Here is a 20,062-nt window from a genome sequence, read left to right on the forward strand (position 1 = left end):
GGGGCCCAGTTGGCAAGGTCGAGGTAACGGATCGCTGCCCTCCGTCAGGAGCAGTCCCCAACTGGGCCCCGGCCTCCGCCGGGGAGGTGGCGAGGGCATGGCCCTGTCCCGCACCGCACCGACTATGCCATAGCCCGACCCATGACCTCCAACCCCGCCCGGCACCGCCAATGACCGCGAGACTCCTCATCATCGCCGGCTCCGATTCAGGCGGCGGCGCCGGCATCCAGGCGGACATCAAGACCGTCACGATGCTCGGCGGCCACGCGATGACCGCCATCACCGCGATCACCGCGCAGAACACGCTCGGCGTGCAGGCGGTCCACCCGGTGCCCACCGACATCGTCCTCGCGCAGATCGACTCGGTCGTGTCCGACATCGGCGTCGACGCGGTGAAGATCGGCATGATCGGCTCGGCCCTGACCGCCAACGCCGTCGCCGACCGCCTGACGTCAATGTTTTCCCGCGACCCGATACCGATCATCTTCGACCCGGTCATGATCGCCAGCAGCGGCTCGGTGCTCGCCGCCCCCGACACGATCGCCGCCTTCGCCCGCCTCATGCGGATCGCCACGCTCGTCACCCCCAACCTCCCCGAACTCGCAGCGCTCGGCGGCGAAGCCGCGGTACGCGCACTCGGGCCCGCCGTGCTCATCAAGGGCGGCCACGCCGAAGGCCCGCTTGTCACCGACCGCCTCGTCACCGACGCCGGCGAAACGCTGTGGACCAACCCCCGCATCGAAACCCGCCACGCGCACGGCACCGGCTGCACGCTCGCCAGCGGGATCGCCACCGGGCTCGGCCAGGGCATGCCGCTCGACGCAGCCATCGCGCGCGCGATCGCGTTCGTCCACGCCGCGCTTGCGCAGCCGCCGGGGCTTGGCGCAGGGCACGGGCCGATGGGGCACGCGCTCGGCGTCAGCCCGTTCGACCAGCTGAAAGACCGCACATGCCCGGCATGAAACATGAAAAGCTCTGCGTCGGCCCCGTCGCCGGCGTCGACGAAGCCGGTCGCGGTCCGCTCGCCGGCCCGGTCGTCGCCGCCGCGGTGATCCTGCCCGCAAAGGGCGTGCCCCGCGGCATCGACGATTCGAAGAAGCTCTCCGCCTCCGAGCGCGAACGGCTCTGCGCGCGGCTCAAGGGCTGTGCGATCGTCGGTATCGGCATCGTCGAGCCCGATGAGATCGACACGCTCAACATCTACTGGGCGACGATGAAGGCGATGACGCTCGCGGTCGATGCGCTTGCCACCGAGCTCGGCCACGCGCCCGGCCATGTGCTGGTCGACGGCAACCGCCTGCCGCGCTGGAGCTACCCCGCCACCCCGCTGGTCGGGGGCGATGCGAAATCGCTGTCGATCGCCGCCGCCTCGATCGTCGCCAAGCACACGCGCGACCTGATCATGATCGCCGCCGCCGACGTCCACCCCGAATATAACTGGCATTCGAACAAGGGCTATGGCTGCGCGCACCACATGAAGGCGCTGCGCGATCACGGTCCCACACCGATTCACCGCCGCAGTTTCGCCCCCGTCGCGGCGGCCTATCTGACGCGCGAGGGCCTTTTCGCGAAGGAAACGACGAGCTGAGTCTTTCGCGCCACACCCCAAGGGCTTGAGGCGCGAGTCTGTCACGACTCAACATCTGGGCGACGGCGACTCGTTTGGTCGCACCGACGGATTCGCGCGCGCGCGCCGTTCATGAAACTCTGCTTGACGGAGTCGGACAATTCCGCAGCTATGGGGGTCGACAAGGGGCGCAAAAACATGGGTTTGATCGACACGATCGCGCGGCCGCGCGCGGTAAAGAAGGGAACGGCGCCGGCGGTGCAGCCCGCGCTGCCGCTCGACCAGATCCTGCGCGGCGACTGTATCGAGCGCATGAAGGCGCTGCCGTCGAACTCGATCGACATGATCTTCGCCGATCCGCCCTACAATCTTCAGCTCGGCGGCGAACTCTATCGCCCCGATGGCAGCCATGTCGACGCGGTCACCGACGAGTGGGACAAGTTCGACACCTTCGCCGCCTATGACCGCTTCACCCGCGCCTGGCTGAAGGAAGCGCGCCGGATCCTCAAGGACGATGGCAGCATCTGGGTGATCGGCAGCTATCACAACATCTTCCGCGTCGGCGCGGCGGTGCAGGATCTCGGCTACTGGATCCTCAACGACATCGTCTGGCGCAAGACCAACCCGATGCCCAATTTCCGCGGCACGCGCTTCACCAACGCGCACGAGACGCTGATCTGGGCGTCGAAGGGCGAGAAGGCGAAATACACCTTCAACTACCGCGCGATGAAGACGCTCAACGACGAGCTGCAGATGCGCAGCGACTGGGAATTCCCGATCTGCGGCGGCCCCGAGCGCTTGAAGAAGAACGGCACCAAGGTCCATCCGACGCAGAAGCCCGAGGCGCTGCTCTACCGGATCCTGCTCGCCTGCACCAAGCCCGGCGACGTCGTGCTCGACCCGTTCTTCGGCACCGGCACGACCGGCGCGGTCGCCAAGCGGTTGGGGCGTAGCTGGATCGGGATCGACCGTGAGGGCGAGTATATCGAGGCGGCGCAGGAGCGGATCGAGGCCGCGCTGCCGCTCGACGAATCCGCGCTCGCGACGATGATGAGCCCGCGCGCGCAGCCCAAGGTCGCGTTCGGCGTGCTCGTCGAGAACGCCTATCTCGCGCCCGGCACGGTGCTGACCGACGGCAAGCGCCGCTGGCGCGCGACGATCCGTGCGGACGGCTCGCTGCTCAGCGATTGCGGCACGATCGGCTCGATCCACAAGCTCGGCTCGACGCTCCAGAACGCGCCGGCCTGCAATGGGTGGAGCTTCTGGCATTACGAGAGCGACAAGGGGCTGAAACCAATCGACGATCTCCGCCAGACCTATTTGCTGGCGACGACGGTCTAGCGAATTGCCGTTCGTGCCGAGGAGAGACCGAGCGTAGTCGAGGGCTCGTATCGAGGTACATGTCCCTCGATACGGCATCTCGACGTGCTCGATGCCTATACGGGACGAACGGGATTAGCCGTTTGAACGGCATGCGGATTTGGGGAAAAGGGGGGGCATGACCAGCCTCCACCTCCGCCCCGTCCAGTTCGTCGACACCCCGATCGGCCATCCCGACGGCAGCGTCGCGCGGCTCGCCGGCGGGATGCAGTGGTTCGCCGCCTATGAGGTGATCGAGCGCGGCGCCCGTCGCACGATCCCGGTCGCCGACGTCGCCACGCAGGGCGAGCGCGCGGCGCATCTTCACGCGCTCATCACCGCGCCGCGCGCGCCCCTCCCGCTCGGCGAGCGCATGCTGCGCTTCGACCAGCCGCTCGTCGCGGCTATTCTCAACGTCACCCCGGACAGCTTCTCCGACGGCGGCAAACATGTCGACGACCCCGCCGCCGCCGCCGCCGCCGGGATCGACATGGCCGCGGCGGGCGCGACGATGATCGATGTCGGCGGCGAATCGACCCGCCCCGGCGCGGCGGCGGTCTGGGAAGGCGACGAGATCGCCCGGCTCGTCCCCGTCGTCGAGCGGCTCGCCCGCGCCGGCGCGATCGTCTCGGTCGACACGCGCAAGGCCGGCGTGATGGCGACGACGCTCGCTGCCGGGGCGCACATCGTCAACGACGTCGCCGCCCTGCTGTGGGACGATCGCGCGCTCGAGGTCGTCGCCGCCAGCGGTTGTCCGGTCGTACTGATGCACTCGCCCGACCCGCGCGAGGGCGGCCACGGGCGGACCGGCTACGCAAACGTCGTCACCGACGTGTTCGACTGGCTCGAGGCGCGGATCGCCGCGGTCGTCGCGGGCGGGGTCGATCGTACGCGGATCATCGTCGATCCGGGCATCGGCTTCGGCAAAACGCTCGCCGACAATCTCGCGCTGCTCAACGGCCTGGCGATGTTTCACGGGCTTGGCTGCCCGATCCTGCTCGGGGCGAGCCGCAAGCGGCTGATCGGCGCGCTGTCGAACGAGGCCCCGGTCGGCGACCGGCTCGCCGGATCGCTCGCGCTCGCGCTCAAGGGCGTCGAGGCGGGCGTCCAGATCCTGCGCGTCCACGACGTCGCCGAGACCGTTCAGGCGTTGCGCGTCTGGCGCGGGATGCGCGACCTCGCGCTGGTTGGCGGCTAACCCGGCCCCGATCTTCTGGTCACATGTTCGGGGCGGAATATCGCCGCATTGCAGCGAAATGCGCGATCGCGCATTAGACAAGGCGTGAGCAAGGAGCCTTTCGTTTGATCGTTACCGCAACACCGCGCCTCAGCCAGATCCTCAGCGAAGTCTGGCGCCCGTTGCTCGGGCTCTTTGTCTGGGACGTCGTGGTGACCATCACCTATTATGTCCTGCCCTTTCACGCGCCGTCGCTGCCGCTGACGCTGTTCGGCACCGCGCTCGCGCTGTTCCTCGGCTTTCGCGACAACTCCGCCTATCAGCGCTGGTGGGAAAGCCGCGGCCTCTGGGGGCTGATGACCAACGCCTCGCGCAGTCTTGCCCGCATGACGCGCAACCTGCTCCCCGAACCCGAAGGCCATGATCTCAAGCGGACGATCGTCCTGCGCCAGATCGCCTATGTGAACGCGCTGCGCTGTCAGTTGCGCCGCCAGCCGGTCGCGCCCGATGTCCTGCGGTTCCTGTCGGAGGACGAGGCGTCGTTCGCACTCGCGCGGACCAATCCCGCCAACGGCCTGCTCGACGGCACCGGACGGCGGATCGACATCGCCCGCCGCAACGGCTGGATCGACACGATCCAGCAGGCTTCGTTCGAACGGCTGCTGGTCGATATCGCCAATGCACAGGGCGGGATGGAGCGGATCAAGAACACGCCGCTGCCCAACCAGTACCGCTTCTTCCCGACGCTCTTCACCCGGCTGTTCTGCATCCTGCTGCCGATCGGGCTGGTCGAGACGCTCGGCTTCGCAACCCCGATCGGCTCGACGATCGCAGGGCTGATGTTCCTCGCGGTGCTTCAGATCGGCGACGATCTCGTCGATCCGTTCGCGGACACGATCCACGACGTGCCGCTCAACGCGATGTGCCGCACGATCGAGATCGACCTGCTCCAGGCGATCGGCGACGAAGCCCCCGAGCCGCTGAAGCCGGTCAAGGGCGTGCTCTGGTAGGTCGCCGCCTTTAATCCGGCTTCAGGACAACGTCGCCCGGGGTCAGGCGACGTTGTCGATCCCGAGCTCCGCGAGCTTGCGGTACAGCGTCGACCGCCCGATCCCGAGCCGCCGCGCGACCTCGGTCATCCGCCCGCGATAATGACCGATGGCCAGCCGGATGAGGTCCGATTCGATCTCCTCCAGCGTGCGCAGATGCCCGTCGGCACTGAACAGCGTCACCCCGCCGCCACCGGCCGCGGTCGCGGGCTCGGGCCGGCGACGGCTGCCCAGCGCCGCGATCTGCGGGAAATCGGCCCGCGTCAGCGCGTCGCTCTCGCACAGCACCGCGGCACGGAAGAGCGCATTCTGCATCTGCCGGACATTGCCCGGCCAGTCATATTGGACCAGCAGCGCCAGTGCATCGTCGGTGATCCCGAGCGGGCGCAGCCCCGGTTGCTGCGCGATCCGCGCGAGCAGATGGCGTGCAAGCGCCGGGATGTCGCCGGTCCGCTCGCGCAGCGGCGGGATCGTCACCTGCACCGCGTTCAGCCGGTAATAGAGGTCCTCGCGAAACCGGTCCGCCTCGACCTCGTCGATCAGCGTCGTGTTGCTCGCGGCGATCACCCGGACGTCGACCTGCTGCGGATGCCGCGCACCGAGTGCATGGACGTCGCCCGTATCGAGCAGATGAAGCAGCTTGATCTGCGCGTCGATCGGCATCGCCCCGATCTCGTCGAGGAACAGCGTGCCGCCGTCCGCCTCGCGAAACCGGCCGATCTTGCGCTCGAACGCGCCGGTAAAGGCGCCTTCCTCGTGCCCGAACAGCTCGCTCTCGACCAGATTGGCGGGGATCGCGCCGCAATTGACGCTGATCATCGGGCGTTTGGCGCGCGGCGACGCCGCATGGATCGCCTCGGCCACGACCTCCTTGCCGACCCCGCTTTCGCCTTCGAGCAGGATCGCGACGCGACCGCGCGCGGCCTTGGCGGCGATCGCCAGCGCGGCGCGGAAATCGGGCGACGAGCCGACGATCTCGTCGAACGCGAGCAGCGCGGGGATCTTCTCGGTCAGCGGGCGCAGCTCGCCCGCGGTCGTGCCGGCGACGACTGCATCGAGCGAGGCGAGCAGCCGGTCGGGCGCGAGCGGCTTGACCAGGAAATCGGTCGCGCCCGCGCGCATTGCGTTCACCGCATGCTCGACCGATCCGTTCGCGGTCAGCATCAGGATCGGCAGCGCCGGGCGGCGATTGCGCAGCTCGGCGATCACCGCTGAGGCATCCTCATGCGGTGCGGAATGGTCGAGGATGATCGCGTCGAGCTGCATCCCGTCCTGCGTGCCGAGCGTGGCGATCGCCATCTCGCCGTCGCTCGCGAACACGGTCCGCCAGCCGCCACGCGACGCCAGTGCGGACACCAGCCGCCGTTGTGCAGGCTCGTTGTCGATCAATAGTAGCAGGCGCTGCCCGTTGCGCGTCATGGCGAATCCTGTCCCGTTTGCGGACAGTCTTTAGCGTTTTCAGGTAAAGGGCGACTTAAATATCGCTTTGGGGCGGTTGCGAAGCGCTCCGACCGTGTTGCTGCGGCTGCACGACAGCGTGAAGCCGGGGTTTGGAAGCGCGGGGGTTGAGGCTGAGGCACCGGCCCGATAAGGTCGCACCGATAACAGAATGGCGAGGGACGGATCATGGCGGACGATGCAAACATCAAAGGTCATGCTGCGACCTATGACAGCGTCATCGGTGTGATGAAGATCGGCGCGATCGCCTGTGCGGTGATCGTCGCGATCGTCATCTGGCTGATTTCCTGATCCGATGAAGATCGCCGTCCTCAAGGAGCAGGTGGACGGCGAGCGGCGGGTTGCCGCGACGCCAGAAACCGTCCGCAAGTTCGTCGCGCTGGGCGCGACGCTCGCGGTCGAGGCAGGGGCCGGCCAGTCCGCGTCGATCGCCGACGCCGCCTATGCCGATGCGGGGGCGAGCGTCGCCGACCGGGCGGCGGCGATTTCGGGTGCGGACATCGTGCTCGGCGTGCAGGCGCCGGATCCGGCATCGCTGGCAGGCGCCGCGCCCGGTGCATGGGTCGTCGCCAGCTTCAATCCCTTTGGCGAGCGCGCCCGGGTCGATGCCTATGCCGCGGCGGGCCTCGAGGCGCTGGCGATGGAGTTCATGCCGCGCATCACCCGCGCGCAGTCGATGGACATCCTGTCCTCGCAGTCGAACCTGTCGGGCTACAAGGCGGTGCTCGACGCCGCGGCCGAATATGGCCGGGCCTTTCCGATGATGATGACCGCGGCGGGGACGATCAGCGCCGCGCGCGTGTTCGTGATGGGGGTCGGCGTCGCCGGGCTTCAGGCGATCGCGACCGCGCGCCGGCTCGGGGCGCAGGTTTCCGCTACCGACGTCCGCGCCGCGACGCGCGAACAGATCCAGTCGCTCGGCGCGAAACCGATCTTCGTCGAAAGCGTCGCCGGGATCGAGGGCGAGGGGACGGGCGGCTATGCGGGCGAGATGAGCCCCGAATATCAGGCCGCGCAGGCCGAGCTTGTCTCCGGGCACATCGCCAAGCAGGACATCGTCATCACCACCGCGCTGATCCCCGGCCGCCCCGCGCCGCGGCTGATCTCGGCCGCGCAGGTCGCGAGCATGAAGCCCGGGTCGGTGATCGTCGATCTTGCGGTCGAACAGGGCGGCAATGTCGAGGGTGCGGTCGCGGGCGAGATCGTTGAGGTGAACGGGGTCAGGATCGTCGGCCATCGCAACGTCCCCAGCCGGCTCGCCGCCGACGCCAGTGCATTGTTCAGCCGCAATTTATTCAACTTTCTCAGTGCCTTCTGGGACAAGGAGACGGGGCGGCCGGTGCTCGATGCGGAAATCGGCGACGCGATCCGCCTGACCCGCGACGGCGCGGTCGTCAATCCGCGTTTGCAGCCATGACCCGGCACGATACAAAACCCCGTTTGCGTCTCAACATTCGCAACATTCGCGGGGCTCAGGAGGGTTGAGATGGACTTTATCGCGATCCTGTCGATCTTCGTCATGGCCTGCTTCGTCGGCTATTATGTCGTCTGGTCGGTGACGCCCGCACTCCACACGCCGCTGATGGCGGTGACCAACGCGATTTCCAGCGTGATCATCGTCGGCGCGCTGATCGCGTCCGCCGCGGCGGGATCGCCGGTCGCGAAATATCTCGGGCTGCTCGCGGTCGTGCTGGCGAGCGTCAACATCTTCGGCGGCTTTGCGGTCACCGCGCGGATGCTGGCGATGTACAAGAAAAAGGAACGGCCGGTCGCCAAGTGACCGTTACGGATCCGAGGGGAACTGAGTGATGCATGACGTAGCCGTGAACCCCTGGGTCGCGCTGGCCTATCTCGTCGCCGGCATGTGCTTCATCCTCGCGCTGCGCGGCCTGTCGAGCCCGGCGACGAGCCAGCGGGGCAATCGGTTCGGCATGATCGGCATGACCATCGCGGTCGTCACGACGCTGGTCACGCATCTCAACGTCGGCATCTGGGAGATCGTCGTCGCGATCGGCATCGGTGCCGCGATCGGGCTCGTGACCGCCCGACGGATCGCGATGACCGCGATGCCGCAGCTCGTCGCCGCGTTCCATTCGCTGGTCGGGCTTGCCGCGGTGTTGGTTGGGGTCGCGGCCTATCTGAACCCGCAGGCATTCGGGATCTCGGACCTGATGATCCCGCTGCTCGGCGATCCGGTCGCGATCATCCGGCCGGTCAGCCGGATCGAGCTGGGGCTGGGCGTCGCGATCGGCGCGATCACCTTCTCGGGCTCGGTCATCGCCTTCCTGAAACTCAACGGCAACATGGGCGGCAAGCCGATCATGCTGCCCGGTCGCCACGTCATCAACATTGCGCTGCTTGCCGCGATCCTCGGGCTGATCGCCTATTTCGTCACCAACCAGGAGCCGTGGATCTTCTGGACGATCACGGCCCTGAGCTTCGTGATCGGCTTCCTGCTGATCGTGCCGATCGGCGGCGCCGACATGCCGGTGGTCGTCAGCATGCTCAATTCCTATTCGGGCTGGGCGGCGGCGGCGATGGGCTTCACGCTGCACAACACCGCGATGATCATCACCGGCGCGCTGGTCGGCTCGTCGGGCGCGATCCTCAGCTACATCATGTGCCGGGCGATGAACCGCAGCTTCATCAGCGTGATCGCCGGCGGGTTCGGACAGTCTGCCGATGCCGGCGGCCCCGCGGCTGCCAGCGACCGCCCTTGGAAGCGTGGATCGGCGGAGGATGCCGCCTTCCTGATGAGCCAGGCCGAACAGGTCGTCATCGTGCCCGGCTACGGCATGGCGGTGGCTCAGGCGCAGCACGTCCTGCGCGAGATGGGCGACAAGTTGAAGGCGGAAGGGGTGCGCGTGAAATATGCGATCCACCCCGTCGCGGGGCGCATGCCAGGCCACATGAATGTCCTGCTGGCAGAGGCGAACGTGCCCTATGACGACGTGTTCGAACTCGAGGACATCAACAGCGAATTCGCGCAGACCGACGTGGCTTTCGTGATCGGCGCGAACGACGTCACCAATCCGGCGGCAAAGACCGACAAAGCGTCGCCAATCTATGGCATGCCGGTGCTCGACGTCGAGAAGGCGAAGACCGTGCTGTTCATCAAGCGGTCGATGGGCGGGGTCGGCTATGCTGGCGTCGACAACGACTTGTTCTACCGCGACAATACGATGATGCTTCTGGCGGATGCGAAGAAGATGGTCGAAGACATCGTCAAGGCGCTCGACTGACGGCGTCTGCCTGTCCGCCGGATCCGCCGAGAACCGACCCATTTGGCGTGTGAATCCGGTACGATCCATGGCCTAATCGCGTCTGGCGGGGGATGCGGCAATGACGGCGATCGACGCGCTATCGGCGGACATACGCTATGATGGCGGTGCCGCTGCGGTTCTGATTGCGGACCTTGGCGGTGCGGGGGCAGGGGATCGGCTCGCGACCGCGCTGGACCCGCTGGGCGGACGCCTGATGGCCCGGATCGACTGGCACGTCCCGCTCGATCGGTCCGCGACACCGCGTATCATTCTGGTCGATACGGTGGGGATCAACGCGCCGCTGCTCGCCGAACGGATGGCGCAGATTGTGGCCTGGGCCGCCGATACCGATGCTGCGCTGGTGGTGGCGCTGCGGCCCGACCAGATCGACGCGATCACTGCGCTGACACTGGGCGGTGCGACATCGCTGCTCGTCGATCCCGGGATCGGCGAGTGCGTGGCCGCGGTGGCGATCGCGATCGAACGATCGCGCCAGCCTGCCGGGGTCTTCGACGTCACCCGCGAAAGCGACGGGGCCCGGCTGGAGCGTCTGAGCGCGGAGGTCGGGCGCATTGCCGAGGCGCTTGCCCGGCTGACACAGGCGGATCATGATCGACCGTCCAATTCCCCGGCGATCGTCGGCGATCGATCGGTCGCCTATCAGGCGGCACCCGGGGCGACGCAACACGACGCGACCGACATTCGACGCGCGATCCGCGCGCGGCGGCTTCGCGACCAGTTTTTTGGCGGCACGCTGTTCGAGGATCCGGGCTGGGACATGCTGCTCGATCTCTACGCCGCCGATCTCGAGCGGCGCCGTGTGTCGGTGTCGAGCCTGTGCATCGCCGCAGCCGTCGCGCCGACGACGGCGTTGCGCTGGATCGCGCGCATGACCGATAGCGGGCTGTTCGAACGCCAGCCGGATCCGCATGATCGCCGCCGCGCCTATATGGCGCTGTCGCCGCCCGCGCGCGATGCAATGCGCGGCTATTTCGGCGCAGTCTTGCGCAACGAGCTGCGGATCGCCTGAACGCATGTGCTTTGGGGCTTGCCCCGACGCCGCAGCTTTGGCATCGAACCCCCACCTCAGGGTCTCATCCCGAGAGGGCGCTTAGCTCAGCTGGTAGAGCGGCTCGTTTACACCGAGTAGGTCGGCGGTTCGAACCCGTCAGCGCCCACCATATCTCCCGACACTGGACGCGGCGGCCGAACCCCGCTTTCATGCTGCCAAGGGAGTTGAGACGCTTATGGCACGAGAGAAATTCTGGTGGGTCGCGACGGTGGTCGGGAGTATCCTTCTGGCAGGGGCGGCGCAGGCGCGCCTCACGCCAGCAGAAATGCGGGCCGTCGCGACCGTCGATGCCGAGCATGAGCGCTCGATCGAACTGCTCAAGACGCTCGTCGACCAGAATAGCGGCACGATGAACCTCGAAGGGGTCGCCAAGGTCGGTGCGATGGTCCGGGCGCAGCTCGAACCACTCGGCTTTGCGGTGACCTGGAAACCGATGCCACAGACGCAGCGGGCGGGACATCTGATTGCGCGGCACCGGGGCAAGCCTGACGCCAAACGCCTGTTGCTCATCGGTCATCTCGACACCGTTTTCGAGCAGGATTCGCTGTTTCAACGGTTCGAACGCAAAGGCGAGAGCGCGACGGGGCCAGGTGCGGGCGACGACAAGGGCGGGATCGTCGTGATGCTGTCGGCGCTGCGGGCGATGAAGGCCGCCGGCCTGCTGGACGCCGCCGATATCGAGATCGTGCTGACCGGCGATGAGGAAGATGCGGGCGACCCGGTGGCGATCGCGCGGGGCGATCTGATCGCAGCGGGCAAGCGCGCCGACATCGCGCTCGACTTCGAAGGCCTGTCGGTCGTCGAGGGTCGCGACATGGGATCGATCGCGCGGCGGTCGTCGAACGGATGGGTGCTCACCACGTCGGGCAAGACCGGGCACTCGTCGCTGATCTTTTCGGACGCCTATGGTGACGGCGCCATCAACGAGATGGCCCGGATCCTGTCGGCATTTCGCAAGGATCTGCCCGAACCCAACCTGACCTTCAATACGGGCGTGGTCGCGGGCGGTGCGACGGCGGCGCTCGACAGCGACGCCGTCCGGGCGAGCGCGACGGGCAAGGGCAATATCATCCCTGCAACCGCGGTCGCCCGTGGCGACTTCCGAACCCTGAGCGAAGATCAGACCATGCGGGTCCGTGCGAAGATGGAGCGGATCGTCGCGGCGCATGCGCCCGGCACGAATGCCACGATCCGGTTCGAAAGCGGGTATCCCGCCATGCCGCCGACGGTGGGAAATCGCGCGCTGCTCGACCGGTTGAATCTGGTCAATCGCGACATGGGATTGCCCGAGATGACGGCGCTCGATCCGCTCAAGCGGGGTGCGGGTGACATTGCGTTCGTCGCGGGTGACGTCGACGGGCTGATCGGGCTCGGAACCGCGAGCAGCGGTGATCATGCACCGGGGGAGACGGTCGACCTTGCGAGCATTCGCCGTCAGGCCAAGCGCGCCGCGATCCTGATGGCCCGCCTCTCACGCGAGCCAAAGGATCTGTGACAAGGCTCGACGCCTCTCTGGGCTAGCGGTCGACGACGTTCGGCTTGGCGGTCGCAACGACTGAATCATCGTCGCGCAGCTTGAGGAACAGCGTGTCGGTCGGGCGCGGAATGGCGACCGTACTGGCGGTATAGCCGTCGGGAATTGCCGCAACGCCGGTGAACTGCGCGTCTCCGCCAACAGCGGCGAGCAGATACAGCGCGTCACCGGTCAGCAGGCAGCGCGGCGCGCCCTTGTCGCATGTCACGCCCGTGATGGTCGGCAGGCGGACGAGGGTGACGAGTGGCGCCCAGTCGCTTTCCGCACCGTCCTGCAGGAGGCGGTATCGCAGCGGGCCATAGGCCGATACGCCCAGCGCCTTGGCCGGTTCGATCGTCGCAATCGCGACTTGTGCACTCTGGACGCGGTAGCCGTTCGCTGCGGCGATGACCGTCGACGCGCGTCCGTCGACCGTGGCGATCTCGACCTGTTCGCGTCCGCTGAACCGGGTCGCCCCCGCGCCGCGGAGCGAAAAGGTCAGGCTGGCATCGACCGACATGACGGTGCCCGACGGCAATGTGATCGGCAGCGACGCTGCGTGCGCCGCCGGGGCGAAGGTCTTGTCGATGAGTGTGACCGACGGCCGCGCGGGAGCGACATGCACGGCGACCGGCAGCACGCGACCGTCCTTCAGCGTCACCCGCCCCGATCGATCCTGGCCTACGGTCCAGGCGGCGACCGGAGCAGGCGTGTGGACCGTCATGACGCGTTCGTCGGCCTTGCCGGTCCGTACCACCGCACCAGGGCTGAATACCGCGCCATCGACGCTTAGCGAGGCGACGGTGTCCAGCCGTGTGCCCGTCAGGACACCATGAAGATCGCCGGCGTGCAGCGTGAACGCGTCGATCCGCCCCGTCTCCGTCAAGGCGGTCAGGGCGATCGTGTCGACGTCTGCGATTCCCTGCTGGCGGACGAGCAGGCTGACCTGCCCCGCCGCGATCTGCGCCTTCGGGATCGTTGCAGTGATCCGGCCATCCGGCAATGCGGCCCATTTGAGCGGCTCGGTCGTGCCGGAGGTGCGGGCGAGCGCGATGTCCTCGACACAGGCGGCTGCTCCGCCCTCGATCGTCAGGCTGTTATCGCGTCCGGCGATCACCGTGGTGCCCTCGATCGCGCGCCAGCTGTTCGCGCGCGGACTCTGGATGCGAAAGCGTGGACCGTCGAACGGGGTGAAGCCCCATACGCCGTGAAGCGTGGCGTCAAAGCTGACTCGCAGATCGCCGCCGTAGCTGCCCGGGCCGGCGAGAAGGAAACCCCCGCGTTCGACATCGGCGCTGACCGGCAGATCGAGCGTGCTGCCGTCGGCACGCGTCACGCGGACCGCCATCGCATGCGCATAGCGCGTGGCATAGATCAGCGGCGCGCCTTCGACTGGAAGCAGCACACCCTCTCGTGCTCGACACAGCGCGCGACCGGGCGCGATCGTCCGCAGCGGCGGCGGCTCGGGCGCCTCGATCGCCGGAAGCGCCGCGACCATGACCGACTTGGGCTTTGCAAAGGAGGGGGCGGCGTTCAGCAACAGCGACAGGCGCGCCTCTGCCGCACGGCCGAGGGCGGGTATATACTGGAACTGGGTCGACTGGAATGCGCCAAAAATCCGGGCAAGATCGCGAACGACACCGATATAGGAGCTGTAATAGCCGTATCCGGCCTCGGGTGTTGCGGCGAGTTGCAAGGCCAGATCGGTGGGGGCGCCGACGAGGGTTTCGGTCAGCGATGCGCTGTGACTGTCGGCCAGCAGTAGCGAGCTTCGGCTCTGCGTCAGGCAGGCCGCCTGGAGATCGATCGCCTGCTCGAGGCATTCGGCCTTGAGCGTGATTGACAGGCTGCGGGTCAGGACGGGTGATACGGTCTCGATCCGTTCAGGATGCGTGCGCTCGAGGCGGTGGATCGAGTCCAGGAACGTGTCGAGCCGCGCGCGGTCGAGCGACGCCTGGTTGAGCTCCTGCGAGGCGCGGACGAACGCGCCGGGCTGTTTGCGGACGGCGTCGACGATCGAGTCATAACCCCCGCCGGTTTCCGGCGCGAGGAAGAGGATCAGCTGGCGTGCGCCAGCGGGCACGGTCAGGTCGAGAGTCTTTTTCTTCCGCTCCCACGTCTTGGCCTGCGTGAACCAGTTTTTGGGGGGCGGATTGGTCGCGCCGCGCAAGAATGCGGCCACCAGCAGGTAATGGACACCCTGATCACGGGGTAAATCCGCACTCACCGCGATCCGGTCGCCTTCGCTGAGATTGGGCACCTGCCCGATCGGCAACCTCGTCGCACCGTGCGTCACCATGACGTTCAGCGCCGGACCAGACAGGTCGAAGGCCGCGGGGTCAGCCTGTGCCGGGGTGAGCGGCAGCAGCGCGGCGAAGAGCAGCGCGATGCGTCCCGACCAGGTAATCGACGCGCCGAGGGGGAATCGCGAAACAGCCATGGGCGCTACCCGTGGCGGCAGGGCATGGCCATTTTAGGGCGGTGGCGCAGGGTCTAGACCGCGACCTTCGCGTTCGTGCGGCCCTCGTCGCCGAAGATTCGCAGGTACCGGGCAATCTCGCCCGGATCGCCGGTCGCCTTGGCCGGATTGTCCGACAGCTTGACCGCCGGGCGTCCATTGGCCTGCGTGACCTTGGCAACCAGCGAAATCGGCTCGAGTCCGGCCATGCCATCGGGGTCGCACCCTCGGAAGTCGTTGGTCAGATTGGTCCCCCAGCCAAAACTCATCCGCACCCGGCCGTGGAAATGCCGATAAGTCTCTTCGATCGTGTCGACATCCATGCCGTCCGAAAAGATCAGCAGTCTCGTTTTAGGGTCGCGACCCTGTGCCTTCCACCAGGCAATGATCGCTTCGCCACCGGCGATCGGGGGTGCACTGTCGGGGCGGAAGCCCGTCCAGTCGGCGACCCAGTCGGGCGCGTTCGCGAGGAACGCGCTCGTTCCGAACGCGTCGGGCAACGCGATCAGCAGATTGCCGCCATAATGGCGTCGCCAGTCATCGAGCACCCGGTAGGGCGCATCCGCTATCCCCCGGTCGTCGTCGGCCAGTGCGGCATAGACCATCGGCAATTCATGCGCGTTGGTGCCGATGGCTTCCAGATCGTTATCCATCGCCAGCAAGACGTTCGACGTGCCGATGAAACGGCTGCCAAGCCCTTCCTTAAGCGCCTCGACGCACCAGCGTTGCCACAGGAAGCCATGGCGGCGGCGCGTACCGAAGTCGGACAGGACCAGATCGGGCAGATCCCTCAGCCGTTCGACCTTGTCCCATAATTTGGCCTTCGCGCGCGCATAGATCACGTCGAGCGCGAAACGTCCGCGATCGCGTACCGCCACGCGTGCGCGCAATTCATTGATGATCGCAAGCGCGGGGATTTCCCACATCGTCGTTTCCGCCCAGCAGCCCTCGAACCGCAGCTCGAACTGTCCGTCGACGGTCCGCAGATCGTATTCGGGCAGCCGGAAGGCGGCAAGCCACTGCAGGAATTCGGACGCAAACATGCGATCCTGGCCATAGAAGCTGTTCCCAGCGAGCCAGATCAGCTCCTTCTTCCCGAACCGCACGGTACGCGCATGATCGAGTTGCGCGCGCAGTTCGCCTTCGTCGATGATGTCCGCCAGCCGCACGCTCGTCGTGCGGTTGATCAGGGTAAAGGTCGTCTGCACCTTGGGGTGAAGGTGACGGATCATCTGCAACATCAGCAGCTTGTAGAAGTCGGTATCGAGCAGGCTGCGGACGATCGGGTCGAGCCTGAACCCGTGATCGTAGGTACGCGTGGCAATATCGGTGACGGCCATGCCGATCTCCTTCCGGGGCGTTCAGCGCAGCAATGCAACGATATCGCGTGCAATGTCCGCTGGCAGTCGCGACGCGCCAGCTTCGACCGTCGATACGGTCGCCCAGCGGCCGAGCAGGCCTGCCGCCGCCATCGCGGCATAGTTGATGCGGACGCGGTCCTGGAGCCCGGTATCCGCTTCATACGCGTCGAACGCATCGTCGGTGTAAGAGCGCTTGCGCTTCTGGCGGATCAGCCCGCGCGCAATGTCAGCCGGCGTATCGAGATAGACGGACAGATCGGGCATCGGCAGGGCGAAGCTGCGCGTCTCGAGATCCGCAATCCAGGCCATCATCGTATCCGCCTCGTCGACCGGCACCTGCGCCGCCTGATACGCCATGTTCGACGCGATATAGCGGTCGAACACGACGACGTCGTTCGCCGCCATCGTTGCCATCAGGTGATCGCGCGATTCCATCCGGTCGAGCGCGTAGAGCACGGCGGCGGCCTTTGGTGACGTGCCGCGTGGCAGCGTGCCCGCGAGCATCGCCCCCAGCGCCCAGCCGCCGACCGTGTCCGGATAGCGCGGGAACGAAATGACCGCGGCGCTGCGTCCGGCGGCCTGCAACTGCTCGACGACCAGTGCGGAGGCCGTGGCCTTACCGGCGCCGTCGGCGCCTTCGATAGCGAGGAGGAAGCTCATCGCGCTCCCCTAACCGACCCGCGCGTGCAGGTCGATAAAGCTGTGCTGTAGCAAATTATACGGGGCCGTGCGGTCTGGCGGAGACGCCGCGCCGCCTTGGCGATGCCGTGCAGTGCTCAAGCTGCTGTCACCGCCCAGCGTGTCATTCGCAAAGTTTCTGGTGGTGGCGGATCACCTCGTCGATGATGAACCGTAAAAACTTTTCGGAGAATTCCGGATCGAGCTGGGCTTCCTCGGCGAGCCGACGCAACCGCGCAATCTGACGCTCTTCACGTCCGGGATCGGCGGCCGGCAGCCCGTGCTCCGCCTTGTGCCGGCCAACCGCCTGCGTCACCTTAAACCGCTCGGCAAGCATATGAATCAGTGCCGCATCGATGTTGTCGATGCTCTGGCGATAGCCGCTCAGCAGGTCGTCGGGCATCGTGTAACCTCCACCTATTGCCGTCGCCTGCCTTTTGGTGAGGGTTTGCCGAGCCGGCAAGGGTTGCTTTGCGAGGCGGTAGCCGTCAGAGGCACGGGCAGATGAGCGCCACCGTCCACCGCCTCGACTCCCCTCGTTCGAATCCCGGGCCACAGCCTTCGCTGGACCCGATGGTCAAGCTCGTCACCACCGACATGGACCAGGTCAATGCGGTGATCGTCGCGCGCATGACCTCCGATATTCCGTTGATCCCCGAATTGGCGGGTCATCTGATCGCGGGCGGGGGCAAGCGGATGCGCCCGATGCTGACGCTCGCGAGTGCACAGCTGCTGGACTATGCCGGGACGCAGCATCACCTGCTCGCGGCGGCCGTCGAATTCATCCACACCGCGACGTTGCTGCATGACGACGTCGTCGATGGCTCCGACCTGCGGCGTGGGAACCGCACCGCGAACATCATCTGGGGCAATCCTGCGAGCGTACTGGTCGGCGACTTCCTGTTCAGCCGCAGCTTCGAACTCATGGTCGAGGCGGGCAGCCTGAAGGCGCTCAAGATCCTCTCATCGACCAGCGCAGTCATCGCCGAGGGCGAGGTCAACCAGCTGACGGCGGCCCGCCGCGTCGATCTGGGCGAGGAGCGCTATCTCGACATCATCGGCGCGAAGACCGCGGCGCTGTTCGCTGCCGCCTGCCGAATCGCTGCCGTGGTGGCCGATCGGCCCGAGAATGAAGAGGCGGCACTCGACGCCTATGGCCGCAACCTCGGGATCGCCTTCCAGCTTGTCGACGACGCGATCGACTATGTCTCGGATGCGGATACGATGGGCAAGGATGCGGGCGACGATTTCCGCGAAGGCAAGATGACCCTGCCGGTGATCCTCGCTTATGCGCGCGGATCGGTCGAGGATCGTCAATTCTGGAAGGATGCGGTCGAGGGGCGTCGCGACACCGATGCCGACCTGCAGCATGCCGTGCGTCTGATCCGGGCAACCCGCGCGATCGACGACACGTTTGCGCGGGCGCGGCATTATGGTCAGCGGGCGATCGATTCGATTGCGGGCTTTGCCAATGGCGAGGCGAAGGACGCGATGATCGAGGCCGTCGAGTTTGCGGTGGCTCGCGCTTATTAAGTTCAACCGGCTGAGGCAGACACAATAACGGCGGCCGATCGCTCGGCCGCCGCATCTTCGTTTACCGAGCAAAAAAGCTCAGCGGCACTTGACGTTACCGCGGTCGACCGACCGTCCGAGCAGTGCGCCGCCACCGGCACCCGCCAGCGTTCCGAGCGTGCCGCCGCCGATCAGATTGGCAAGAACACCACCACCGAGCGCGCCGATCACAAGCCCGGTCGTGCCATCGTTGCGCTTGCAATAGGCCCGGCCATCGTTGCCGCGATAGATGCGATCATTGCGGCCGAGACGACGCTCGCGGTAATTGCCGTTCTGATAGCTGCGCGACGGATCCCAGTTGCGATCGTCACCGCGCCAGTTGCGGTCGTTGCCGCGGCGCGAATCATTCCCCCGGCGGTCGTCATGGCCCCGGCGGTCGTCATGACGCTGAGCAGCGGCTTCGACAGGCACCATTGCGGGGGCGACCACGGCGACGGACATCAGCGCGGCGATAACATACTTCTTCATCGGGTATTACTCCAGAACTATACTAGGATAACCCGCGCAACGCCCCAAAGGTTCATATCACCGCGTGGCGCGTCATCGAGCATGGCTGACCGTCGCCCGTCTCGACCTGCAACGTGGCATGGCCGATCCCGAAACGCTCCTGCAGCATCGTGCGGGTCGAGGTGAGGAACGGATCGCCGGGATGGCCGCCCGGCATGACGAGGTGCGCGGTCAGGACGGGCTCCGTCGTGCTCATCGGCCAGATGTGCAGATCATGGATCGCCGTCACGCCGGGCAGGGTGCATAGCGCCTCGTCGACCTGGTCGAATTCGATCCCGCGCGGTACCGCGGACAGCGCCATTTCGACGGTCTCGCGCAGCAATCCCCAGGTTTGCCAGAAGATCAGGACCGCGATGACGATGGAGACCGCCGGGTCGATCCAGGAGATCCCGGTCTGCCAGATCAGCACGCCCGCGATCACGACCCCCGCCGATACCAGCGCGTCCGCGGCCATGTGCAGATAGGCGCCACGGATGTTGACGTCCCCCTTGCGACCGCGCGCGAACATCCAGGCGGTGATCGCGTTCACCGCGATGCCGATCCCGGCCACCATCGATACGGTCAGGCCCGCCGTGGGCGTCGGATCTGCGAAACGCTGTGTCGCCTCGAGCAGGATCGCCCCGAGCGCGACGAGCAACAGCAGCGCATTGGTCAACGCCGCAAGGATCGTCGATCCCTTCAGCCCATAGGTAAAGCGCTTGGTCGGCTCGGTTCGCGCGAGCATCGTCCCGCCCCAGGCGACGACCAGGCCCAGCACATCGGAGAGATTATGCCCGGCGTCCGCGAGCAGCGAAACCGAGTTGATCCGCAATCCGACCAAGGCCTCGACCGCGACAAACGCCACGTTGAGTCCGATCCCGACCGCAAACGCGCGGTCGAACGATGCCGGAGCATGGCTGTGTGCATGTGCGTGCCCATGTCCTGCATGCCCGTGTGCATGCCCGTGCCCGTGTCCGCCCAAAGCCCATGCTCCAATGATTCGGCCGGCGCGTAGCATCCGTCTTGCATGTGATACTAGGACGCCGCGC

19 protein-coding genes and 1 tRNA gene are annotated in these 20,062 nt (G+C 66.6%); 13 read left to right on the forward strand and 7 right to left on the reverse strand.

The genetic code is table 11. The annotated features are described in order from the left end of the window. The first annotated feature begins 170 nt into the window (after positions 1-170). From thiD to IFT87_RS06925, 5 genes are all read left to right on the forward strand, one after another. Positions 171-962, forward strand: a complete 792-nt coding sequence (thiD, locus tag IFT87_RS06905; RefSeq protein WP_192007931.1) for a bifunctional hydroxymethylpyrimidine kinase/phosphomethylpyrimidine kinase — start codon at positions 171-173, stop codon at positions 960-962. Further along, positions 950-1,588: a ribonuclease HII gene (locus tag IFT87_RS06910; protein WP_037531641.1), complete on the forward strand. Its 639-nt coding sequence runs from the start codon at positions 950-952 to the stop codon at positions 1,586-1,588. Before thiD ends, IFT87_RS06910 begins: the two co-directional genes overlap by 13 nt. 177 nt (positions 1,589-1,765) lie before the next feature. Then, positions 1,766-2,908: a site-specific DNA-methyltransferase gene (locus IFT87_RS06915; RefSeq protein WP_037531642.1), complete on the forward strand. Its 1,143-nt coding sequence runs from the start codon at positions 1,766-1,768 to the stop codon at positions 2,906-2,908. Between the two features lie 157 nt (positions 2,909-3,065). After that, positions 3,066-4,124, forward strand: coding sequence for a dihydropteroate synthase (gene folP, locus IFT87_RS06920; protein WP_192007932.1), 1,059 nt, complete (start codon positions 3,066-3,068; stop codon positions 4,122-4,124). 104 nt (positions 4,125-4,228) lie between these two features. Further along, positions 4,229-5,113 carry a bestrophin family protein gene (locus tag IFT87_RS06925; RefSeq protein WP_031396098.1) on the forward strand — a complete coding sequence of 295 codons (885 nt, stop codon included), beginning with the start codon at positions 4,229-4,231 and terminating at the stop codon, positions 5,111-5,113. A 42-nt stretch (positions 5,114-5,155) separates the two neighbouring features. On the opposite strand, the gene IFT87_RS06930 is transcribed toward IFT87_RS06925, so the two are convergent. Then, positions 5,156-6,571, reverse strand: coding sequence for a sigma-54-dependent transcriptional regulator (locus IFT87_RS06930; protein ID WP_031439238.1), 1,416 nt, complete (start codon positions 6,569-6,571; stop codon positions 5,156-5,158). A gap of 207 nt (positions 6,572-6,778) precedes the next feature. Between IFT87_RS06930 and IFT87_RS06935 the strand changes: the two genes are divergently transcribed. From IFT87_RS06935 to IFT87_RS06965, 7 genes are all read left to right on the forward strand, one after another. Continuing rightward, on the forward strand, positions 6,779-6,901 hold the full coding sequence (locus IFT87_RS06935) for an aa3-type cytochrome c oxidase subunit IV (protein WP_031396100.1): 123 nt from the start codon (positions 6,779-6,781) through the stop codon (positions 6,899-6,901). 4 nt (positions 6,902-6,905) lie between these two features. Beyond that, on the forward strand, positions 6,906-8,027 hold the full coding sequence (locus IFT87_RS06940; protein WP_192007933.1) for an NAD(P) transhydrogenase subunit alpha: 1,122 nt from the start codon (positions 6,906-6,908) through the stop codon (positions 8,025-8,027). A 69-nt stretch (positions 8,028-8,096) separates the two neighbouring features. After that, on the forward strand, positions 8,097-8,390 hold the full coding sequence (locus IFT87_RS06945) for an NAD(P) transhydrogenase subunit alpha (protein WP_031394789.1): 294 nt from the start codon (positions 8,097-8,099) through the stop codon (positions 8,388-8,390). 28 nt (positions 8,391-8,418) lie between these two features. After that, positions 8,419-9,852, forward strand: coding sequence for an NAD(P)(+) transhydrogenase (Re/Si-specific) subunit beta (locus IFT87_RS06950; RefSeq protein ID WP_192007935.1), 1,434 nt, complete (start codon positions 8,419-8,421; stop codon positions 9,850-9,852). Positions 9,853-9,952: 100 nt separating this feature from the next. Continuing rightward, the gene (locus IFT87_RS06955) at positions 9,953-10,903 is read left to right on the forward strand and encodes a hypothetical protein (RefSeq protein ID WP_192007936.1); all 951 of its coding nucleotides are present in this window, start codon (positions 9,953-9,955) and stop codon (positions 10,901-10,903) included. Between the two features lie 75 nt (positions 10,904-10,978). Then, positions 10,979-11,054, forward strand: a tRNA-Val gene (locus IFT87_RS06960). Positions 11,055-11,120: 66 nt separating this feature from the next. After that, positions 11,121-12,440 (forward strand): M20/M25/M40 family metallo-hydrolase, encoded by a 1,320-nt coding sequence (locus IFT87_RS06965; RefSeq protein WP_037528846.1) that lies wholly within the window; start codon positions 11,121-11,123, stop codon positions 12,438-12,440. Positions 12,441-12,462: 22 nt separating this feature from the next. Here the strand turns inward: IFT87_RS06965 and IFT87_RS06970 are convergent, their stop codons facing one another. The 4 genes from IFT87_RS06970 to IFT87_RS06985 all read right to left on the reverse strand — a co-directional run bounded on the left by IFT87_RS06970 (position 12,463) and on the right by IFT87_RS06985 (position 17,358). After that, positions 12,463-14,898 carry a hypothetical protein gene (locus IFT87_RS06970; protein WP_052380808.1) on the reverse strand — a complete coding sequence of 812 codons (2,436 nt, stop codon included), beginning with the start codon at positions 14,896-14,898 and terminating at the stop codon, positions 12,463-12,465. Positions 14,899-14,951: 53 nt separating this feature from the next. Beyond that, a complete protein-coding gene (gene pncB, locus IFT87_RS06975) occupies positions 14,952-16,256 on the reverse strand; it encodes a nicotinate phosphoribosyltransferase (protein ID WP_037528844.1) in 1,305 nt (434 codons plus the stop codon). Positions 16,257-16,277: 21 nt separating this feature from the next. Next, positions 16,278-16,937: a dTMP kinase gene (locus IFT87_RS06980; protein WP_192007938.1), complete on the reverse strand. Its 660-nt coding sequence runs from the start codon at positions 16,935-16,937 to the stop codon at positions 16,278-16,280. 142 nt (positions 16,938-17,079) lie between these two features. After that, a complete protein-coding gene (locus IFT87_RS06985) occupies positions 17,080-17,358 on the reverse strand; it encodes a chorismate mutase (protein WP_031439230.1) in 279 nt (92 codons plus the stop codon). Between the two features lie 101 nt (positions 17,359-17,459). Here IFT87_RS06985 and IFT87_RS06990 point away from each other — a divergent pair, with 101 nt between their 5' ends. Then, on the forward strand, positions 17,460-18,488 hold the full coding sequence (locus IFT87_RS06990) for a polyprenyl synthetase family protein (protein WP_192007939.1): 1,029 nt from the start codon (positions 17,460-17,462) through the stop codon (positions 18,486-18,488). Between the two features lie 78 nt (positions 18,489-18,566). Here IFT87_RS06990 and IFT87_RS06995 read toward each other — a convergent pair whose 3' ends face one another. Further along, complete coding sequence (locus tag IFT87_RS06995; protein WP_192007940.1) at positions 18,567-18,995, reverse strand: glycine zipper 2TM domain-containing protein; 429 nt, start codon at positions 18,993-18,995, stop codon at positions 18,567-18,569. Between the two features lie 52 nt (positions 18,996-19,047). Further along, positions 19,048-20,031, reverse strand: a complete 984-nt coding sequence (locus tag IFT87_RS07000) for a cation diffusion facilitator family transporter (protein ID WP_192007941.1) — start codon at positions 20,029-20,031, stop codon at positions 19,048-19,050. Between the last annotated feature and the right edge of the window lie 31 nt (positions 20,032-20,062).

The sequence above is a fragment of the Sphingomonas sp. CFBP 8765 genome (assembly GCF_014841445.1).
Taxonomy (GTDB): domain Bacteria; phylum Pseudomonadota; class Alphaproteobacteria; order Sphingomonadales; family Sphingomonadaceae; genus Sphingomonas; species Sphingomonas aerolata.